The organism is Streptomyces coerulescens (assembly GCF_042657965.1).
Taxonomy (GTDB): domain Bacteria; phylum Actinomycetota; class Actinomycetes; order Streptomycetales; family Streptomycetaceae; genus Streptomyces; species Streptomyces coerulescens.
Map to the genome: position 1 here is coordinate 184296 of NZ_JBHSKM010000043.1, position 15613 is coordinate 199908.

Consider the following 15613-nt stretch of genomic DNA (forward strand, 5'->3'; position numbering starts at 1 on the left):
AACGGACCCGCAGTTCCCCACAACCTGTTACGGCATCCTGTCCCCGAGCAACGCCAGATTCTCAATGGCAGCGAGCCCGTACAACGCCGTGTCATTCGTGGACACCCAACTCGCCTCACTACCCGCCACCAGGGTCACCGGCCCGCTCAACTCCTCCGTCTTCCAGGGCGCAGCCTCCTTGTACCCGTCGGAGTTGTAGAACTTCTCCCAGGCCCGCTCGGCAAGGGCTTCGTCCCCGGTCTGCACTGCGGCATACGCATCCAGCCGCGAATGCCCCTGGAAGAGCAGCAGAGACCCGAAGTTGGAGCCGTACCGAGCCGCTTGCTCAGCCTTCGTGGCATTGAAGTACCGGCAGTAGTCGAAGTACGCCTCGTTGAACTTCGGCATGTCGACGAGGTCGATGAGTTCGGCGCACAGTTCGTTGAGCCCGAAGACGGCGGACAGGTGCGAGACTCCGACCACCGGCTCCGCGGCGATCGCGAACCTGCCCGTGTCGAGGTCGTACAGCCCACTGCCCTGCACGAACCCGTTCGGCTGCGCGGCGATGGTCTCCATCGTGGACAGCACGCGCGCACGTGCCTTCTCCCACTTGGGCCCCTTGCGCTCCCACTCCGTGAGCCACGCCGAGACGAGCCCGCTCCAGTCCGTGCCGAAGCCGATCGACAGCGCGTGCCGGTCGGGCGTGTACGGCTCGGTGCGGATCTTGCGGATCGGGTCGAGGACGAGGAAGGTCTCGTCGGAGTCGACATTGGCGTGCATGAGGTCGCCGACCCGCTCGTCCGCGGTGAGGAAGTAGTAGTAGCGGCGGTACGTCGTGTTGGCGATGCGCTGCTGCTTGGCACTGTCGGCGTAGTGCTGGACTCCGTGCCGGGTGCCGAGGCCGGCCCACTCGCCGAGGTGGTAGACGTCGACCTCGCCGGTGTGCCGGGTCATCGCCTCGGCGAAGCGGAAGATGTCCGCGCGGCCGGAGCGCAGATACGCGAACCAGAGCCAGAGGTCGGGCGAGAGCTCGGAGTTGTCCCAGGCGTAGCCGCCGATGTCGTACCGCCACTGGTGTCTGACGGTGTCGTAGGTGTGCATGATGTCGCCGTAGTCCCAGAAGCCGTACCAACGGCGTTGCTCCACCTGGTCCTTGTAGTAGGTGAAGAGGAAGTCGAGGTGGTCCTCGATCTTCGCCTTGGCGGGTGTGGAGCGGTCCGGCTCGGAGTAGAGCCCCGGCCCGAAGACCTTGGCCTTGATGAGCTGCTCGGGCGGCGCGGCCAGCTGCGGCAACACCCGTACGGCGTCGATCTGGCGGGCCAGGGTCTCCGGCGCGGGCGTCGAGGCGTTGGCCCAGAACAGCAGCTCGGACGTACGGGCGATGCCGTACGGCGTCCCGAACTCCGGCTCGTAGTCCTCGTAGGTGATGTTGAGCCCTTCGAGCTGCTCGGGGTAGGTGTCCTGGCCCATGCCGTCGTGGTAGAAGCGCAGGTCCATGGGCTGGGCCTCGGGCGACCAGAGCCACATGGTGACCTCGGCCGCGTCGGTGTGGGCGTCGCGGATGTCGAGCTGGGCGGGGTACTTCTCCCAGAAGTCCCGCAGTCCGAGCGAGAGTCCGCCGCTGACGCCGCCGACGTAGGCGAACCCGGAGGCCCGCCGGCCGCCGCCGGCGCCGATCCAGCCGTAGCCCTTCTTGGTGCGCTTGCGCAGGGTGAAGCCGTCGGCGGAGAGCTGGGAGAGGGTGTAGTCGCCCCACTCGGGGATGTACTGCAGGCGGGTGGTGACGCGCTGGTCCCAGGTGGCGGGGTCGGGCAGCCTCTCCCCCGCGAACTGTGCCGCCTGTACGGCGGCCCCGGGGTCGCGGCGCAGTCCGGTGATGCCCTTGACGGCCTCGCGCAGCATGCCGGTGCCCTCTCCGCTGATGCGGATGTGGCGGTCGTAGGACTGGTCCCGCATCGGCACCGTGAAGCGCACGCCGATGCCGCGGATGAAGTCGCCGCTCGCCCTGCCCGGCTCCTGCGTGCCGTCGAAGGTGATGGTGTGCACCATGCGGAAGGAGTCGGCGCCCGCGTAGAAGTAGAGCCGGATGGAGAAGGGGAGCCAGCTGCGGCTGCCCTTGCGGTGCTTGCCGTCGATGCGGACGACCGCGCGGACGGGTCCCTCCTGCTCGACGGTGACCTCGGCGATCGCGCCTTCGAAGCGCTCCGTGCGGACCGCGCCCTGGTCCTCGTCCTCGATCTCGGGCTGCCGGATCAGCACGAGCCGGCCGTTCCTGGCGATCTCCGTGGAGCCTCGGGTGACCGACTTGACGAGGGTCGCGCCCGACTTGCCGATCCTCACGGTGATGACGCCGGTCGATACGTCGATGGTGCCGCCGCTCTTGTCGACGGTGACCTTCTTGGCGGGGGCCGCGGGCTCACCCGCGGTGAGGGTGAGCTTGCCCTCGCCCGAACCGACCGCGTGCGCCGTCCACTTGAGGGAGCCGTCGGGCCAGTGGGCGATCGGCCAGGACTGCACGGGGACAGCCTTGCCGTCGGCGTCCGTCAGCGCGAACGTTTGGTCCTCCTGGTAGGCGCCCCTCGGCCAGGGGACGCCGACGGTGGAGCCGGGTGCGGCGCCGAGGCCGCCGTCCTCCAGCCAGTCCAGGGTCACGGGCTCCGCGTCGGCGGCCTCGGCTGCTGGCGCGGCCTGCGCGTCGTTCGCGCCGAGCGCCCAGCTGAACTGTGCGGCGGCTCCGGCGACCGCGGCCGCCTTGAGGAGGGACCTGCGGGGGATGGGGGACATGGCCTTTCCTTTCCGTGCGCGTGCAGGGGGTGGTCAGGGGCATGACAGAGAGAGGTGCGGCGCGCGGGGCGCCGGCCTTGCAGGGGGGCACCGCGCGTCAGCGGTGCCGGTACCGCTCCTCCACGGCGACGGCCGCCGCCACGACGGCCCCGAGCACGGGGACCGCCAGCGGCGCGGCGAACCAGGCGGAGGCGGCCACCACGGCCAGCCCTCCGATGATCAGAAAGGACCCGGCGGGGTCGAGCACGGTCCGGCGCCCGCCGCCCGTGAGCAGCGCCCACCAGCCGGCCTCCGGCGTCCACAGGGCCACCGCCCGCAGCAGGGCCACGACGGCACCGATCAGCGCGAACAGCCCGATCGCCCCGACGAGCGGCCCTCCGGGAATCCCGGCCCGCGCGGCCTGGACGTCAACCCGGACGGCGGCGACCGCGGCCCAACCGGCGAGCCCGACGACCCATCCGCCGCGCACGGCCACCCGGAAGTCGGCCACGAACTCCCGCAGGCCCTCGCTCTCGTGGGCGATCCGGCGGTGCAGATGCCGCGCGCCCGCGGCAAGAGCGGCGGGAAAGGTGACCAGGCCGAGGGAGGCCACCGTGATCCACACACCAGTGAGCAGGCACTCGGCGAACACGGCGAACCGTTCCGCGAAGACCGAATCCCCACGCGCCTTCACCCGTGTCCCTGTCATCGTGACCGCCTCAGCCCTTCAGTCCGGACGTCGCCATACCGTCGATCAGATACCGCTGGAAGGCCAGGAAGAAGGCGAGGACCGGCAGCAGGGCCACCAGCGACATGGCGATCATGCCGCCGTAGTTCGCCAGCCCCTCCTGGTCGACGAACATCTTCAGACCGAGGGAGACGGTGTACTTGTCGGGCTCGTTGAGGTAGATCAGCGGGCCCATGAAGTCGTTCCAGGCGTTGATGAAGGTGAAGATCGCGCTGGTGATGAGAGCCGGCCGGCACAGCGGCAGCATGATCGACCAGTAGATCCTCAAGTGCCCGCAGCCGTCGAGGCGGGCCGCCTCGTCGAGCTCCCTCGGCAGATTCCGCATGAACTGCACCATCAGGAAGACGAAGAACGCCTCAGTGGCGAGGTACTTCCCCAGCAGCAGCGGGGTGTAGGTGTTGATCATCTCCATGTTGCGGAACAGCACGTACTGCGGGATCAGCAGCACGTGGTACGGCAGCAGGAGCGTGCCGATCATCAGCGTGAACAGCAGATTCCGGCCCGCGAACCTGATCCTGGCGAAGGCGTAGGCCGTCAGCGAGCAGGACACCACGATCCCGATCACCGAGCCCACGGCGAGGAACAGCGAGTTGAAGAAGAAGGTGGAGATGGAGATGTCGGCGATGCCGTCGGCGAGGCTCGTGTAGTTGGAGAAGGTCGGGTCGCCCGGGAGGAGGTCCAGGCTGCCGACGATGTCCTCGCTGTTCTTGAAGGAACCGCCGATGACCCAGATCACCGGGTAGAGGATCACCGCGAGGATCAGCAGGGATCCGATGTGCCAGGCGGCGGACCCCGGCAGCCTGCGGCGCAGCGCCCCGGCCGCCCGAGCGGTCGACGGATTGTGGGTGCTCATCAGGCGCCCTCCTCGTAGTGCACCCAGCGCTTCTGGGACCAGAACAGCACCGCCGTGACCAGGGCGACCGCGACGAGCAGCATCCAGGCCATGGCGGAGGCCAGGCCCATACGGCTGTTCTCGAAGCCCTGGACGTAGAGGTAGCAGGTATAGACCATCGAGCCGTCGGCCGGACCGCAGGCGTTGCCTCCGGCGCCGCCGCCGACGATGTACGCCGAGCTGAAGATCTGGAAGGAGTGGATGGTCTCCAGCAGGACGTTGAAGAAGAGGACGGGGGAGATCATCGGCAGCGTGATGTTCCAGAACCGGCGGAACCGGCCCGCCCCGTCGACCTCGGCCGCCTCGTACAGCTCGCGCGGGACCTGCTTGAGGCCGGCGAGGAAGATGACCATCGGGGCGCCGAACTGCCAGACGGTGAGCGCCACCAGGCTGTAGATGATCAGGTCCGGGTCACCCGTCCAGCCGCCGACGTCGATCCCGAAGATCTTCTGCGTACGGTCGACGATCGCGTCGTCCGAGAAGATCGCCTTCCATACGATGGCCACGGAGACGCTCGCGCCGATCAGTGACGGGGCGTAGAAGGCGGCCCGGTAGAAGGCCTGGCCTCGCCGCTTCTGGGCGAGCAGCAGGGCCACGCCGAGTGCCGCGAGCAGCTTCAGGGGCGTGCCGACGACGACGTACCAGAGCGTGACCTGCACCGAGTGGCGCCAGCGGGGATCGCCGAACATCTCGGAGAAGTTGTCCAGGCCGATCCACCGGGGCGCGTCGAAGAGGTTGTAGTCGGTGAAGGCGAAGTAGAGCGAGGCGATCATCGGGCCCGCGGTGAGCAGCAGGAACCCGGCGATCCAGGGGGACATGAAGAGATAGCCGGCCAGGTTCTCCCGGCGGACGCGCCGCTTGAGGGCGGCGGGTCGCTCGGGCTTCACCGGTCCGTGCCGCGGCTCGGAGACCTTGGTCAGGTCCTCCGTGGCAGGGGCGTGTGTCACGGTCATCCCCATCAGACGACGAGAGCCGTCTTCGACTCGGTGAAGAACTGCTTGACGGCCTCGTCGACCGAGCGCTTGCCGAGCGCGAGTTCCTCGGCGATGCGCAGGAAGGCCGCCTCACAGATGTCCGCGCCGTTCGGGTGCGGGGTGATCGGCTCCAGGACGCCCGCCTCGACGAGGGAGGTCTCGTAGGCGGCGATCCCCTTGTTGACCTCGTCCGTCGGCTGGAACGCGTCGAACTGGGCCTGGGTCGCGGGCACACCCCGGTCGTAGCCCATGATCTTGGCGACCTCGGGCTCGTGCACCATGAAGTCGATGAACTGGGCGACCTCCTTGGGGTGCTCGGTGCGCTTGGAGGCGCTGAGCATCAGGGAGCCGAGGTACTGGCCGGTCTTCTTGCCGTCCGTCGTCGGGATGGGCGCGAGGCCGTATTCGCTCTTGCCCTCGGAGGTATAGCGGACGGTGAAGTTGTCCCAGGTGAACTCGCCTCCGGCGAGCTCGGCGGAGACCGCCGACTTGGGTTTGATCTGGGCGACCTTCTTGGCGTCGGCGTAGACGCCCTCCTCGACGCCCTTCTCGGCCTTGGTCCACCAGTCCGTCAGATCCGCCTCGGTGAAGCCGAGTCCGTCCTCGGTGAAGAACGCCTTGCCGTTCTGGCGGAGGTAGAGGTCGTAGAGATACATGACGCCGTACATGCCGCTGTCGCCCGCGCGTCCGGTCCTGTCGCGGATCTTCTTCATCGCCGCGTCGAAGTCGTCCCAGGTCCAGCCCTGTTCCGGCTTCACGCCCGCCTTGGTGTAGACGGGCTTGTCGATGACCAGGGCCATGGAGTTGGAGCCGACCGGGACACCGAGGAGCTTTCCGTCGATCTCACCGAACTTGTCCAGGCCCGCGCGGAAGCCGTCCATGGAGAGGTTGCCGGCCTCGACCTGCTCGCTCAGATCGAGCAGCACATTCTTCGCGTCGTATTTGCGCAGGAATCCAATCGCATTCTGGAACACGTCCGGCGGATTCCCCCCGGAGGCCTGGGTGTTGAACTTCTTCCAGAAGTCGGTGTACGGCTGAAAGTCCGTCTTGACCTTGATCTTGGGGTACTTCTTCTCGAAGAGCGCGATGGTCTTGTTGATCCGTTCGGCGCGGTCCTCGGCACCCCACCACGCGTAACGGATCGTCACCGTCCCGTCGGCGGAGGCACCCCCGTCGCCCCCGCACGCCGTGGTCGAGGCGAGCCCGATCGTGGCGGCCGTGGCACCGGCCGCCTTCAGGATCGTGCGCCGGTCGACATTCCTGTTGGTTCCCACAGTCGGGCCCTCCCCGCAGCGTCGTTGCCGCCTGCATGAATCGTTTCAAGTAAGCGCTTGCTGGCACAAGTTACGGAGGGCCTGGGGGTGCGTCAATGATTCGGACAGGATTTTCTTGCGGGCCTGCGCGGCCGGTTGACGGCGCGTGAGATCGCGTTGACCGGGGCGGCGGGGTGATGTCGCAGGTGGGGGGGGCGTGCGGTCACGCCGGGAGGGCACTCACGGGACCCCGCTCGCGAGGACGCGATCGAGGCGCTCGATGCGGAACGGATACGGAAACGCCGACAGCCCGCCTGCACTCTCGCAGACGGGCCGCCGGATCCGGGTGGGCGATACTGGGTTCGAACCAGTGACCTCTTCGGTGTGAACGAAGCGCTCTCCCACTGAGCTAATCGCCCGGACGCAGGAAGAACATTACCCCATGTCAGGGGGTGCGGGTGACCAGCGCGAAGGCGCACGGGCCGACGTCCGCACCCCCTGGTGGATCACTGGTCCTTGATCTTCCACGGCATCACGATGCCGAACTTCCAGAGGTAGATCCCGACCAGCACGCCGATGATCACGAGTCCGATCGTCGTCAGGATGATGTTGCGACGGCGGACCTTGGGGTCGAGCGCCTTCTGCGCCGCCTCGGTGACCTTGCGCTTGGTCCAGCGCAGCACGAGCTGGGCCCAGACGAACTCGGTCGCCCAGACCGCCATGCCACCGAAGATCACGACCCACCCGGGGCCCGGCAGCGGCAGCATCACGATGCCGGCGCCCACTATCGCGAGACCGATGATGAAGACGCCCACCTGCCAGCTCAGGTGCAGCACACGGCGCGCCTTGATGAACTCCGGCGCTCTCGAGCCCAGGCCCTGCTCGCTGTCGTCCTTCACTCCGTCCACTTCGGTCTCGTCTGCAGCCATGGCAACATCGCCCGGCTCGTTACTCCCCGTATTCATACGGCCAAACCCTACCGGACCGAAACGAGTCACCGGAATGGGCGTACCTCGCGAACAGGTTCTCGGCCGGAAGAGTTACGTAAAGACACGCAAAACACTCAGAGGGGTTTACAACGGCACCGTAGGTGGCATGTCGATTTCGCCGACGTGCGAATCCCCGAGCGCACACTGAGCGAAAGGCCCTGGCGCTTATGAACACCACGGTCAGCTGCGAGCTGCACCTGCGCCTCGTTGTGTCGAGCGAGTCCTCCCTGCCTGTCCCCGCAGGCCTGCGGTACGACACGGCCGACCCCTACGCCGTGCACGCCACCTTCCACACCGGAGCAGAAGAGACCGTCGAGTGGGTGTTCGCCCGTGACCTCCTCGCGGAGGGGCTGCATCGGCCCACCGGCACCGGCGACGTCCGCGTCTGGCCGTCGCGCAGTCATGGTCAGGGCGTCGTCTGCATCGCCCTGAGCTCTCCGGAGGGCGAGGCGCTGCTGGAGGCGCCTGCGCGGGCTCTGGAGTCGTTCCTGAAGCGGACGGATGCCGCCGTGCCTCCCGGCACGGAGCATCGGCATTTCGACCTCGATCAGGAGTTGTCCCACATCCTGGCGGAAAGTTAGGGCGAGGTCCCCACAAGCCGCCCGGCGCCGTCGACTCGGGGTGACGGCTCGGGCCAAGACAACCGCATACGGCACGCAGCAGCGCCGTCTCCGCACCGCGGGGGCGGCGTTGGTGTGCGTGTGGGCCAGGGGGCCCGCGAGGCGCGAGAGGCGCACGAGGGGCGACTGAGCCGCCCGCGCGGGAACCGTTGGCGCCGCTGCGGCGTTGTAATCGGAGCCGCGCACGGGCGCGGCCCGGGTAGGGGCTCGAAGAGCCACTACCATCGGCCAGCATCGGCGGGCACCCCGCCCGACCACCAGGCCAGGGAGCGAAACGTGCTGATCACCCATGACACCCGGTGTGCGCTCGATGCCGTGGTGGACCTGGTGAACACCGTGCCGGAGGACGACGAGACGTCGGACGGACTGCCGGATGTCGCCGCCCTAGGAGATTTCGTACGAAAGCACGAAATCAGTGACGTCGGAGTCCTTTCGGAGTTCGATCTGTCGGCGGTGCGGAAGGTCCGCGGGCGGTTCGCCGCGATCTTCGCGGCCCCGGACGCCCGGATCGCCGCGGGCCTGATCAACGAGCTGGTCGCCGCCGCGGGCACCACCCCGCGGCTCACCGACCACGACGGCTACGACTGGCATGTGCACTACTTCGCCCCCGGCGCCTCCGTGGCCGACCATCTCGCGGCGGACTGCGGCATGGCGCTGGCGTTCTTCGTGGTCGCCGGCGAGGAGGAGCGGCTGCGGCGCTGCGAGGCGCCCGACTGCCGGCACGCCTTCGTGGATCTCTCCCGCAACCGGTCGCGACGCTACTGCGACAGCCGGACCTGCGGAAACCGTCTGCATGTGGCCGCCTACCGAGCGCGCCGCAAGGAAGCCGCCGGCTGATCGGGCCCGCCCGGCACGAGATGTGTGTCGACGCGGACCCCGGCGGGTGGCGCCGGGGGCCGCGGGTACGGCTCAGAGCAGCAGCAGATCGTGCAGCGCAGCCATGAGCAGCAGACACCCGATCACCGCAAGGAAGATCATCAGCGGTGGCTGGGAAAGGGCGAAGAGGCACCCGCGAGGCTCGTCCTGAGACGGTGTGGCCTCGCTCTGTGTCGTGTCCAGCATCTCGCCGCGATGATGACGTAAGACCACGTCACCGCGCGATCAACACGCCCGGAATGAGCGGGAGTTCGCTGGATTCCGCGATGTCCGCTTCGAGTCTTGATCACTTACGGCCGCGGCACGACCCACTGTGTCGTTTCAGCCCTTGTGCAGGGGTCATATGCCGTGCTTCTTGAGGATGGCCTCGATGTCGCTGAAGTCGTCCCCGCTCTCCGCCTTGGGCGCGGTCGCTGGCCGGGTGGACGGACGGGAGCCGGGGCCCAGCGACGGCGCCGAGGCCGTGGGAGCCACCGCGTCGCGCTGCGCGGCGGCGCGGGCCTCCTTGCGCTCCTTGCGGGTGCCGCCGCGGCGGCGCTCCACCGCCCGGGTGGTCGCGAACAGCAGCCAGGACACCCCTAGGACCCCGAAGCCCGCCCAGGCCGTCGGACTGAACGCGGTGTCCGCCAGCCACTCGACGACTCCGGTCATCACCAGGCCGAGGGGCACCAGTGAGTACGCGGCGATGCGCGTGGCCGCGAGGAAACGCTTGCGGTACGCCGTGACCGCCGCGATGCCCAGGCCGGCCGCGGCGACGGCTGAACAGACGGTCTCGGCAATCATCCGGGCCTCCAGGCACGCTGGGTCGGGACAGGGCACTTCGTCCCTTCCATCCTGCACCGTTCCGCCCCCGCCCGGCCATGCCTCGGCCCGACATCAGGGACATCTCCGGGTCCTCTCCTCCGCAGGTGCCGGTCACCTCACGGCACCCTGACCGGCCCCCCGCCGAAGCACCGGGCCGGATTGGGTCGACCGCGCGACGACTGGGAGACTGGGGCCATGAGCGACTCCTCCCCCGACCGTCCCGCCGCCCCCGTCCTCGACGTCTGGTGCGAGCTCCAGTGCCCCGACTGCCGCACGGCCCTGGACGATCTCCGTGCCCTGCGCGCACGCTACGGCGACCGGCTGGAGCTGCGGCTGCGGCACTTCCCGCTGGAGAAGCACAAGCACGCCTTCGCCGCCGCACAGGCCGCCGAGGAGGCCTTCGAGCAGGGCAAGGGGTGGCCGTACGTCGAGGCCGTGCTGGGCCGGGTCGAGGAGCTGGACCGTAAGGGAGAACCCTTCCTGGTCGAGGTGGCCCGGGAACTCGGTCTGGACGCCGAGGAATTCGACACCGCGCTGATCGACGGCCGGCACATCCTGATCGTCGACGCCGACCAGGCCGAGGGCAAGGCGATCGGCGTGACCGGCACGCCGACGTACGTGATCGACGGCGAGCGCCTGGACGGCGGCAAGAGCCAGGAGGGTCTGCGCGCGCGGATCGAGGAGATCGCGGAGCGACTGCTGGCGTAGCGCTCGGCGGGATTCGCGCTCTGGGCCGTCGTTTGTCCGCGGGTGCGTCGTGGCTGGTCGCGCAGTTCCCCGCACCCCTTCGGGGCGCGATGAGAACCCATCCCGCCCGGCCCCGGTCTCTCCTCAAGTCCCTTCTCGGCGCTACACCAACCCCTTGCCCAGGTTGTACGCGGTCGTCTCGTAGCCGAGGGACTCGTACAGCCGCTCGGCCGGGGCGTTGCCCGCGAAGACATGCAGGCCGATGCGGTCCTTCCCGCCCTCCGCGGCCTGTGCCTCGGCCAGCAGCATCAGGGCACGTCCGTGGCCGCGACCGCGGACGCGTTCGTCGGCCTCGACGTCGAGGACGTACGCGGTGTCGGGCCACAGGCCCAGCCACAGCCTGCCCACCGGCCGGCCCTCGTGCTCCAGCACGCTGATCAGCGTGTTCTCGGTGGCCAGCCCGTCCGGCAGGAGCTTCGCGTACCCGGCGTCCGCCTTCCGGTGGGCGTCGTCGGCGGGCACGCCCCTCTCGACCAGGTCGCCCACGTACCCCTCACGCCCATGGGCCAGCCAGGGGCCGAACTCCGCCTCGGTCATGGGCCGTGGCGCGGTGTCGGCGGGGAGTTGGGGCGGGGTGCCGTTCAGCCGCTTCGACATGTTGCGGCTGCGCACCACGTATCCGAGGGCCTGGGCGAGCCGGAGCGCGACGGCGGCGGCGTCCGGCACGGACGCCTCGACGCGTTCGCAGCCCCAGCCCCGCAGGACTTCCTCGGCGGCCAGCACGGCCACTGTGGCACGGCCGCGCCTTCGGTCCGCCTCCTCGATACGCAGCTCGGAGACACGGCCCACGCGCGGGCCGTACTCGGCGTGCGTGGCGAGGCGTATCCCGCCGACGGGACGGCTGTTCACGCACACCTGGTAGCGGCGCGAGCGCGTCCCGTCCGCGTGGTGCTGAAGCGGCTCGGTCGGCCGCAGGGTCGTGGTCATCAGAGGTGTTCTACCCACCCTGCCGACCCGCGGCAGCCCAATTTTCCGGTCCTCAGGGATCCAGGTCGTCCCCGGCCCGCTCCTGGAAGATCCGCATGGCCTTGGCGGTCACCGGGCCCGGTGCGCCCGGCAGTTCGCGGTCGTCGACGCGGTGCACGGCCTGGACGTCCCGCAGGGTGGAGGTGAGGAAGATCTCCTCGGCCCGCTCCAGCACGTCCAGCGGCAGGTCGGTCTCCCTGGCGCCGGTCCACTCGACGGTGAGCGCGCGGGTGATGCCCGCGAGGCAGCCCGAGGCGACCGGCGGGGTGTGGATCTCGCCGTCGAGGACGACGAAGACGTTCGAGCCGGTGCCCTCGCAGAGTTGGCCGACGGTGTTCGCGAACAGCGCTTCACTCGCGCCGTGTTCATGGGCGCGGGCGAGTGCGACGACGTTCTCGGCGTACGAGGTGGTCTTCAGGCCGGTGAGTGCGCCGCGTTCATTGCGGGTCCAGGGGACCGTGACGACGGCCGTGGAGTCGGGCCGGCGGGTGGTCTCGCCGAGGGCGACGACGAGGGTCGGGCCGTGCTCTCCGCGGTCGGAGCCGAGGGGGCCGTGGCCGCCGGTGTAGGTGATGCGCAGCCGGCCCAGCGGCATCGGGTTGGCCTCCAGGACGGCGGCGCAGGCGCGGCGGACCTCGTCGTGGTCGGGCTCGGGCAGGCCGAGGCCGAACGCCGAGCGGGTCAGCCGGTCGAGGTGCCGGGTCAGCGCGAACGGACGGCCGTCCACCGCTTTCACGGTCTCGAAGATGCCGTCGCCCACGGTCAGCCCATGGTCGAAGACGGAGACACGGGCGGACTCGATGTCCTGGAGCCCGCCGTCGAGCCAGATCCTCACGATTGCAGTCCCTCTCCACTCACCTCGTACGCTCCCGACGCTACCGCGAGCAGCCGGGACGCCTTCAGCTCGGTCTCCCGCCACTCCCCCTCGGGATCCGATCCCCAGGTGATCCCCGCGCCGGTCCCGAACCGAAGCATCCCTTCGTCCCGGTCGATCCAGAACGTACGGATCCCCACGGCCAGCTCGCCGACACCCCGGTCGGCGTCGACCCACCCGATACCGCCGCAGTACGGCCCCCTGGGCGCCGTCTCCAGCTCGTCGATGATCCGCAGCGCGCTCGACTTGGGTGCGCCGGTGACCGAGCCGGGCGGGAAGGCGGCGTCGAGCAGCTCCGGCCAGCCGGCGTCGGCGCGCAGCTCGCCGTGCACGGTGGACACCAGGTGGACGAGGCCCGGGTGCTTCTCCACGGCGCACAGATCGGGGACGGTCACGGTCCCGGTGGCGCACACCCGGCCGATGTCGTTGCGCACCAGGTCCACGATCATCACGTTCTCGGCGAAGTCCTTCTCCAGCAGGTCCGCCTCGGTGCGCCCGGTGCCCTTGATCGGCCCGGACTCGACGACACGCCCGTCGCGCCGCAGGAAGAGTTCGGGAGAGGCCGTGGCTATCTCGACCCCGTGCCCCGGCAGCCGGATCGTTCCTGCGTACGGCGCCGGGTTGCCGAGGGCCAACAGCGCGGTCAGGGCGTCCATATCGGCGCCCGCCCCGATCGGCGCGCTGAGCACCCGGCACAGATTGGCCTGATAGACCGCGCCGGCCGCGATGTACTCGCGAATGCGCCGTACGCCCGTCGTGTACGCGGCGCGATCGAGCGACGACGTCCAGTCGCCGACCGCAGGGCCCAGCCAGTCCCCCGGCACCGGCGCGGGCACGGGCTCCTCGCGCACGTCCCGGAAGCGGGCGCAGGTCAGAGCGCCCTCGAAGTCGGCGCAGACGGCCCAGAATCCGCTGGAGTCCAGGGCGGCGGGATCGCTGGTGACATCGAGGAGACCGGTGGCGACGCGGTCACCGAATCGGGCGAGGGGAGGGAGGTCGAGCACGCAGTCGAGTCTATGGCCGGTGTCCTGCGGGTGACCTGGCCATGTCGCTTCGGAGAGCTCCGTCGGGTCCCTGAGCAGGTGCAGCGCAGCACGCTGCACAAACGCGTTTTTGTGCTGGCCCCGGAATCCGCTAGAGTTCAACACGTCGCCGGGCCGCGGGAGCGGAACGAAACGACAAGCGGACGTAGCTCAGTTGGTAGAGCGCAACCTTGCCAAGGTTGAGGTCGCGAGTTCGAGCCTCGTCGTCCGCTCGAAGGAACAGGGGATCTTCCCGAACCCCTACACTCCTGGTGGAGTGGCCGAGAGGCGAGGCAACGGCCTGCAAAGCCGTCTACACGGGTTCAAATCCCGTCTCCACCTCCAAGGACGATTAGCTCAGCGGGAGAGCGCTTCCCTGACACGGAAGAGGTCACTGGTTCAATCCCAGTATCGTCCACTGGATCTTTCAGCACCTACGACAAGATCCGAACCCGCGCGATTAGCTCAGCGGGAGAGCGCTTCCCTGACACGGAAGAGGTCACTGGTTCAATCCCAGTATCGCGCACGCTGCACCCACGACCTGCGGGTTGTGGTCCCGAGGACGATTAGCTCAGCGGGAGAGCGCTTCCCTGACACGGAAGAGGTCACTGGTTCAATCCCAGTATCGTCCACACACCGAAGCCCCCGGTCGTCCTGCGACCGGGGGCTTCTTCGTGACCTCGTACGTGGCCTGGTGCGGATCAGCCGCTCAGCTGGAGAACAGCATGTGGCCGAAGCTCTTGTGCCGCTTGTGGCCGTAGTGACCACCGTGGTGGCCACCGTGCGGGGCGCCCCAGGCGGGGGCCTGCGGGGCGGCGGCCGGGTAGGCCTGCGGGGCGGCCGGGGGCGGCGGGGCGGGCTGGGCGTACTGCGACTCCAGGCGGGTCAGCGCCTCGAGCTCGCCGTAGTCGAGAAAGATCCCGCGGCAGCCACTGCACTGCTCGATCTGGACACCATTGCGGTTGTACGTGTGCATCGGTGCATGGCACTTCGGACACTGCATGGTCGGCTCAACTCCTCGCCGGTCGGTCCTGCTTCGTGTATCGCCAGGACAGACTCTGTCCGGCTGCGGTCGGTTGCACCCTACTTCGCCTCTTCTCGGACCAACTCCGGGGGGACGGAAGCCATTCGGTCACAGGCGTCCACGAGGGCCTGCTCGATCTCGTCCAGGACGCGATCCTCGGCCGCCGCCTTGGTGATCGCGCGGGCGGCGGTCTGCACGGTGAGGGCGCGGGCGGCGACGTCCAGCGCGGGCCAGGGGTCGCCGTCGGCGGGCACGGCCGGGCCGCCGGCGACGCGGTAGGCGGTCAGGAACCGGTGCCATTCGTCGGGCGGCAGCAGCCCGCAGGCGAACCAGGCGGCCGGTCGGCCCAGGTCCCAGGCCGGGACGCCGACGCCGAGGTCGTCGATGTCTATGAGCAGCCACGGGCCGTCCGGGACCGGGTGGCGGACGAGCTGGCCGAGGTGGAGGTCGCCGTGGCAGAGGGTGGCGGTGTCGGGCTGGGGTGCCTCGTCGCGGGCCCAGGCGGGGAGGGTGGCCCAGGCGCGCAGGACGGGGGCGGTGAGGGTGGCGTCGGTGGTCGCGCGGAGGCGGGACAGGGCCAGGGCGGCCTTGGCGGGGCCGCGCATGGGAGGGAGCGGGGCGGGGGCGGGGGTGCGGTGGAGGTGGGCGAGCAGGGTTGCCGCCGCTTCCCAGGGGGCCGCGTCCGGATCTTCCGGGTCCACGGGGGTGCCGTACGGCCAGAAGGTCACGGGCCGGTCGTGGAGGTCGACGGGTATGGGGGTGAGCGGGGGCAGGAAGATCTCGAGGAGGCGGGTGGCGGCGGCCAGGCGGGGCGCCAGGTCGGTGACGGTGACGCCGGGGGCGTGGGCCTTGGCGACGGTGTCGGCGTGCCGGACGACGGTGGCGTCGGGGCGTTCGGCGAGCGTGACGGTTGCTCCGCAGGGACAGGCGGACGTACGTGAGTGAGCCGCGGCTATGGCTCGTGCGGTGAGGTCGGGCAGGAGGGGGTTCGGGGTCACGGGTGTCCCTTGTGCGCGGTTGGCTGCCGTCGGGTACCGGGTGCGCCGGGTGCCGGGGGCTGTCTCTGTGCTCGGCGTCCAGGG

Annotated in this window: 16 protein-coding genes and 6 tRNA genes; 8 read left to right on the forward strand and 14 right to left on the reverse strand. The window is 69.5% G+C overall.

Annotated elements, in window-relative coordinates; all coding sequences use genetic code 11:
* Positions 1 to 27: 27 nt before the first annotated feature.
* From ACFPQ9_RS37200 to ACFPQ9_RS37230, 7 genes are all read right to left on the reverse strand, one after another.
* The gene (locus tag ACFPQ9_RS37200; RefSeq protein ID WP_380863302.1) at positions 28 to 2763 is read right to left on the reverse strand and encodes an exo-rhamnogalacturonan lyase family protein; all 2736 of its coding nucleotides are present in this window, start codon (positions 2761 to 2763) and stop codon (positions 28 to 30) included.
* A gap of 97 nt (positions 2764 to 2860) precedes the next feature.
* Positions 2861 to 3451 (reverse strand): hypothetical protein, encoded by a 591-nt coding sequence (locus tag ACFPQ9_RS37205; protein ID WP_380863304.1) that lies wholly within the window; start codon positions 3449 to 3451, stop codon positions 2861 to 2863.
* Positions 3452 to 3461: 10 nt separating this feature from the next.
* Entirely contained in the window at positions 3462 to 4343 is an 882-nt protein-coding gene (locus tag ACFPQ9_RS37210; RefSeq protein WP_380863306.1) for a carbohydrate ABC transporter permease, read from the reverse strand.
* Positions 4343 to 5341 carry a carbohydrate ABC transporter permease gene (locus ACFPQ9_RS37215; RefSeq protein ID WP_380863308.1) on the reverse strand — a complete coding sequence of 333 codons (999 nt, stop codon included), beginning with the start codon at positions 5339 to 5341 and terminating at the stop codon, positions 4343 to 4345. Before ACFPQ9_RS37215 ends, ACFPQ9_RS37210 begins: the two co-directional genes overlap by 1 nt.
* Positions 5341 to 6630, reverse strand: coding sequence for an ABC transporter substrate-binding protein (locus tag ACFPQ9_RS37220; RefSeq protein WP_380863310.1), 1290 nt, complete (start codon positions 6628 to 6630; stop codon positions 5341 to 5343). The genes ACFPQ9_RS37215 and ACFPQ9_RS37220 overlap by 1 nt, the downstream gene beginning before the upstream one ends.
* 326 nt (positions 6631 to 6956) lie before the next feature.
* Positions 6957 to 7028: transfer RNA gene (locus ACFPQ9_RS37225), tRNA-Val, on the reverse strand.
* A gap of 87 nt (positions 7029 to 7115) precedes the next feature.
* Positions 7116 to 7574, reverse strand: a complete 459-nt coding sequence (locus tag ACFPQ9_RS37230) for a TIGR02611 family protein (RefSeq protein WP_380863312.1) — start codon at positions 7572 to 7574, stop codon at positions 7116 to 7118.
* A gap of 191 nt (positions 7575 to 7765) precedes the next feature.
* On the opposite strand from ACFPQ9_RS37230, the gene ACFPQ9_RS37235 reads away from it, so the two are divergent.
* Together ACFPQ9_RS37235 and ACFPQ9_RS37240 are read left to right on the forward strand one after the other, a co-directional pair.
* Positions 7766 to 8179: an SsgA family sporulation/cell division regulator gene (locus tag ACFPQ9_RS37235; RefSeq protein ID WP_004002642.1), complete on the forward strand. Its 414-nt coding sequence runs from the start codon at positions 7766 to 7768 to the stop codon at positions 8177 to 8179.
* Between the two features lie 315 nt (positions 8180 to 8494).
* The gene (locus ACFPQ9_RS37240) at positions 8495 to 9055 is read left to right on the forward strand and encodes a CGNR zinc finger domain-containing protein (RefSeq protein ID WP_380863315.1); all 561 of its coding nucleotides are present in this window, start codon (positions 8495 to 8497) and stop codon (positions 9053 to 9055) included.
* A 72-nt stretch (positions 9056 to 9127) separates the two neighbouring features.
* Here ACFPQ9_RS37240 and ACFPQ9_RS37245 read toward each other — a convergent pair whose 3' ends face one another.
* Both ACFPQ9_RS37245 and ACFPQ9_RS37250 read right to left on the reverse strand, forming a co-directional pair.
* A complete protein-coding gene (locus ACFPQ9_RS37245; RefSeq protein ID WP_163017197.1) occupies positions 9128 to 9280 on the reverse strand; it encodes a hypothetical protein in 153 nt (50 codons plus the stop codon).
* 153 nt (positions 9281 to 9433) lie between these two features.
* On the reverse strand, positions 9434 to 9877 hold the full coding sequence (locus tag ACFPQ9_RS37250) for a hypothetical protein (RefSeq protein ID WP_380863318.1): 444 nt from the start codon (positions 9875 to 9877) through the stop codon (positions 9434 to 9436).
* Positions 9878 to 10093: 216 nt separating this feature from the next.
* On the opposite strand from ACFPQ9_RS37250, the gene ACFPQ9_RS37255 reads away from it, so the two are divergent.
* Entirely contained in the window at positions 10094 to 10606 is a 513-nt protein-coding gene (locus tag ACFPQ9_RS37255; protein WP_380863320.1) for a DsbA family protein, read from the forward strand.
* Positions 10607 to 10747: 141 nt separating this feature from the next.
* Here the strand turns inward: ACFPQ9_RS37255 and ACFPQ9_RS37260 are convergent, their stop codons facing one another.
* From ACFPQ9_RS37260 to ACFPQ9_RS37270, 3 genes are read right to left on the reverse strand one after another with little or no spacing between them, the layout of a single operon-like run.
* On the reverse strand, positions 10748 to 11572 hold the full coding sequence (locus ACFPQ9_RS37260) for a GNAT family N-acetyltransferase (protein WP_380863322.1): 825 nt from the start codon (positions 11570 to 11572) through the stop codon (positions 10748 to 10750).
* Between the two features lie 52 nt (positions 11573 to 11624).
* A complete protein-coding gene (locus ACFPQ9_RS37265) occupies positions 11625 to 12446 on the reverse strand; it encodes an aminotransferase class IV (RefSeq protein WP_380863324.1) in 822 nt (273 codons plus the stop codon).
* On the reverse strand, positions 12443 to 13489 hold the full coding sequence (locus ACFPQ9_RS37270; protein WP_380863326.1) for a chorismate-binding protein: 1047 nt from the start codon (positions 13487 to 13489) through the stop codon (positions 12443 to 12445). Before ACFPQ9_RS37270 ends, ACFPQ9_RS37265 begins: the two co-directional genes overlap by 4 nt.
* 178 nt (positions 13490 to 13667) lie before the next feature.
* Here ACFPQ9_RS37270 and ACFPQ9_RS37275 point away from each other — a divergent pair.
* The 5 genes from ACFPQ9_RS37275 to ACFPQ9_RS37295 all read left to right on the forward strand — a co-directional run bounded on the left by ACFPQ9_RS37275 (position 13668) and on the right by ACFPQ9_RS37295 (position 14139).
* A tRNA-Gly gene (locus tag ACFPQ9_RS37275) sits at positions 13668 to 13740 on the forward strand.
* A gap of 38 nt (positions 13741 to 13778) precedes the next feature.
* Positions 13779 to 13852 (forward strand) — tRNA-Cys (locus tag ACFPQ9_RS37280).
* Position 13853: 1 nt separating this feature from the next.
* Positions 13854 to 13925 (forward strand) — tRNA-Val (locus ACFPQ9_RS37285).
* Positions 13926 to 13961: 36 nt separating this feature from the next.
* Positions 13962 to 14033, forward strand: a tRNA-Val gene (locus ACFPQ9_RS37290).
* Positions 14034 to 14067: 34 nt separating this feature from the next.
* A tRNA-Val gene (locus ACFPQ9_RS37295) sits at positions 14068 to 14139 on the forward strand.
* A 77-nt stretch (positions 14140 to 14216) separates the two neighbouring features.
* On the opposite strand, the gene ACFPQ9_RS37300 is transcribed toward ACFPQ9_RS37295, so the two are convergent.
* A complete protein-coding gene (locus ACFPQ9_RS37300) occupies positions 14217 to 14510 on the reverse strand; it encodes a TFIIB-type zinc ribbon-containing protein (RefSeq protein ID WP_380863328.1) in 294 nt (97 codons plus the stop codon).
* Positions 14511 to 14590: 80 nt separating this feature from the next.
* Positions 14591 to 15529, reverse strand: a complete 939-nt coding sequence (locus ACFPQ9_RS37305) for a phosphotransferase family protein (RefSeq protein ID WP_380863330.1) — start codon at positions 15527 to 15529, stop codon at positions 14591 to 14593.
* Positions 15530 to 15613: the final 84 nt, after the last annotated feature.

What these genes read in the sequence shown, in the direction of transcription:
- ACFPQ9_RS37200 (WP_380863302.1), bottom strand. Translation starts at nt 2,763, where the DNA reads ATGTCCCCCATCCCCCGCAGGTCCCTCCTCAAGGCGGCCGCGGTCGCC.
- ACFPQ9_RS37205 (WP_380863304.1), bottom strand. Translation starts at nt 3,451, where the DNA reads ATGACAGGGACACGGGTGAAGGCGCGTGGGGATTCGGTCTTCGCGGAA.
- ACFPQ9_RS37210 (WP_380863306.1), bottom strand. Translation starts at nt 4,343, where the DNA reads ATGAGCACCCACAATCCGTCGACCGCTCGGGCGGCCGGGGCGCTGCGC.
- ACFPQ9_RS37215 (WP_380863308.1), bottom strand. Translation starts at nt 5,341, where the DNA reads ATGGGGATGACCGTGACACACGCCCCTGCCACGGAGGACCTGACCAAG.
- ACFPQ9_RS37230 (WP_380863312.1), bottom strand. Translation starts at nt 7,574, where the DNA reads ATGAATACGGGGAGTAACGAGCCGGGCGATGTTGCCATGGCTGCAGAC.
- ACFPQ9_RS37235 (WP_004002642.1), top strand. Translation starts at nt 7,766, where the DNA reads ATGAACACCACGGTCAGCTGCGAGCTGCACCTGCGCCTCGTTGTGTCG.
- ACFPQ9_RS37245 (WP_163017197.1), bottom strand. Translation starts at nt 9,280, where the DNA reads ATGCTGGACACGACACAGAGCGAGGCCACACCGTCTCAGGACGAGCCT.
- ACFPQ9_RS37250 (WP_380863318.1), bottom strand. Translation starts at nt 9,877, where the DNA reads ATGATTGCCGAGACCGTCTGTTCAGCCGTCGCCGCGGCCGGCCTGGGC.
- ACFPQ9_RS37255 (WP_380863320.1), top strand. Translation starts at nt 10,094, where the DNA reads ATGAGCGACTCCTCCCCCGACCGTCCCGCCGCCCCCGTCCTCGACGTC.
- ACFPQ9_RS37260 (WP_380863322.1), bottom strand. Translation starts at nt 11,572, where the DNA reads ATGACCACGACCCTGCGGCCGACCGAGCCGCTTCAGCACCACGCGGAC.
- ACFPQ9_RS37300 (WP_380863328.1), bottom strand. Translation starts at nt 14,510, where the DNA reads ATGCAGTGTCCGAAGTGCCATGCACCGATGCACACGTACAACCGCAAT.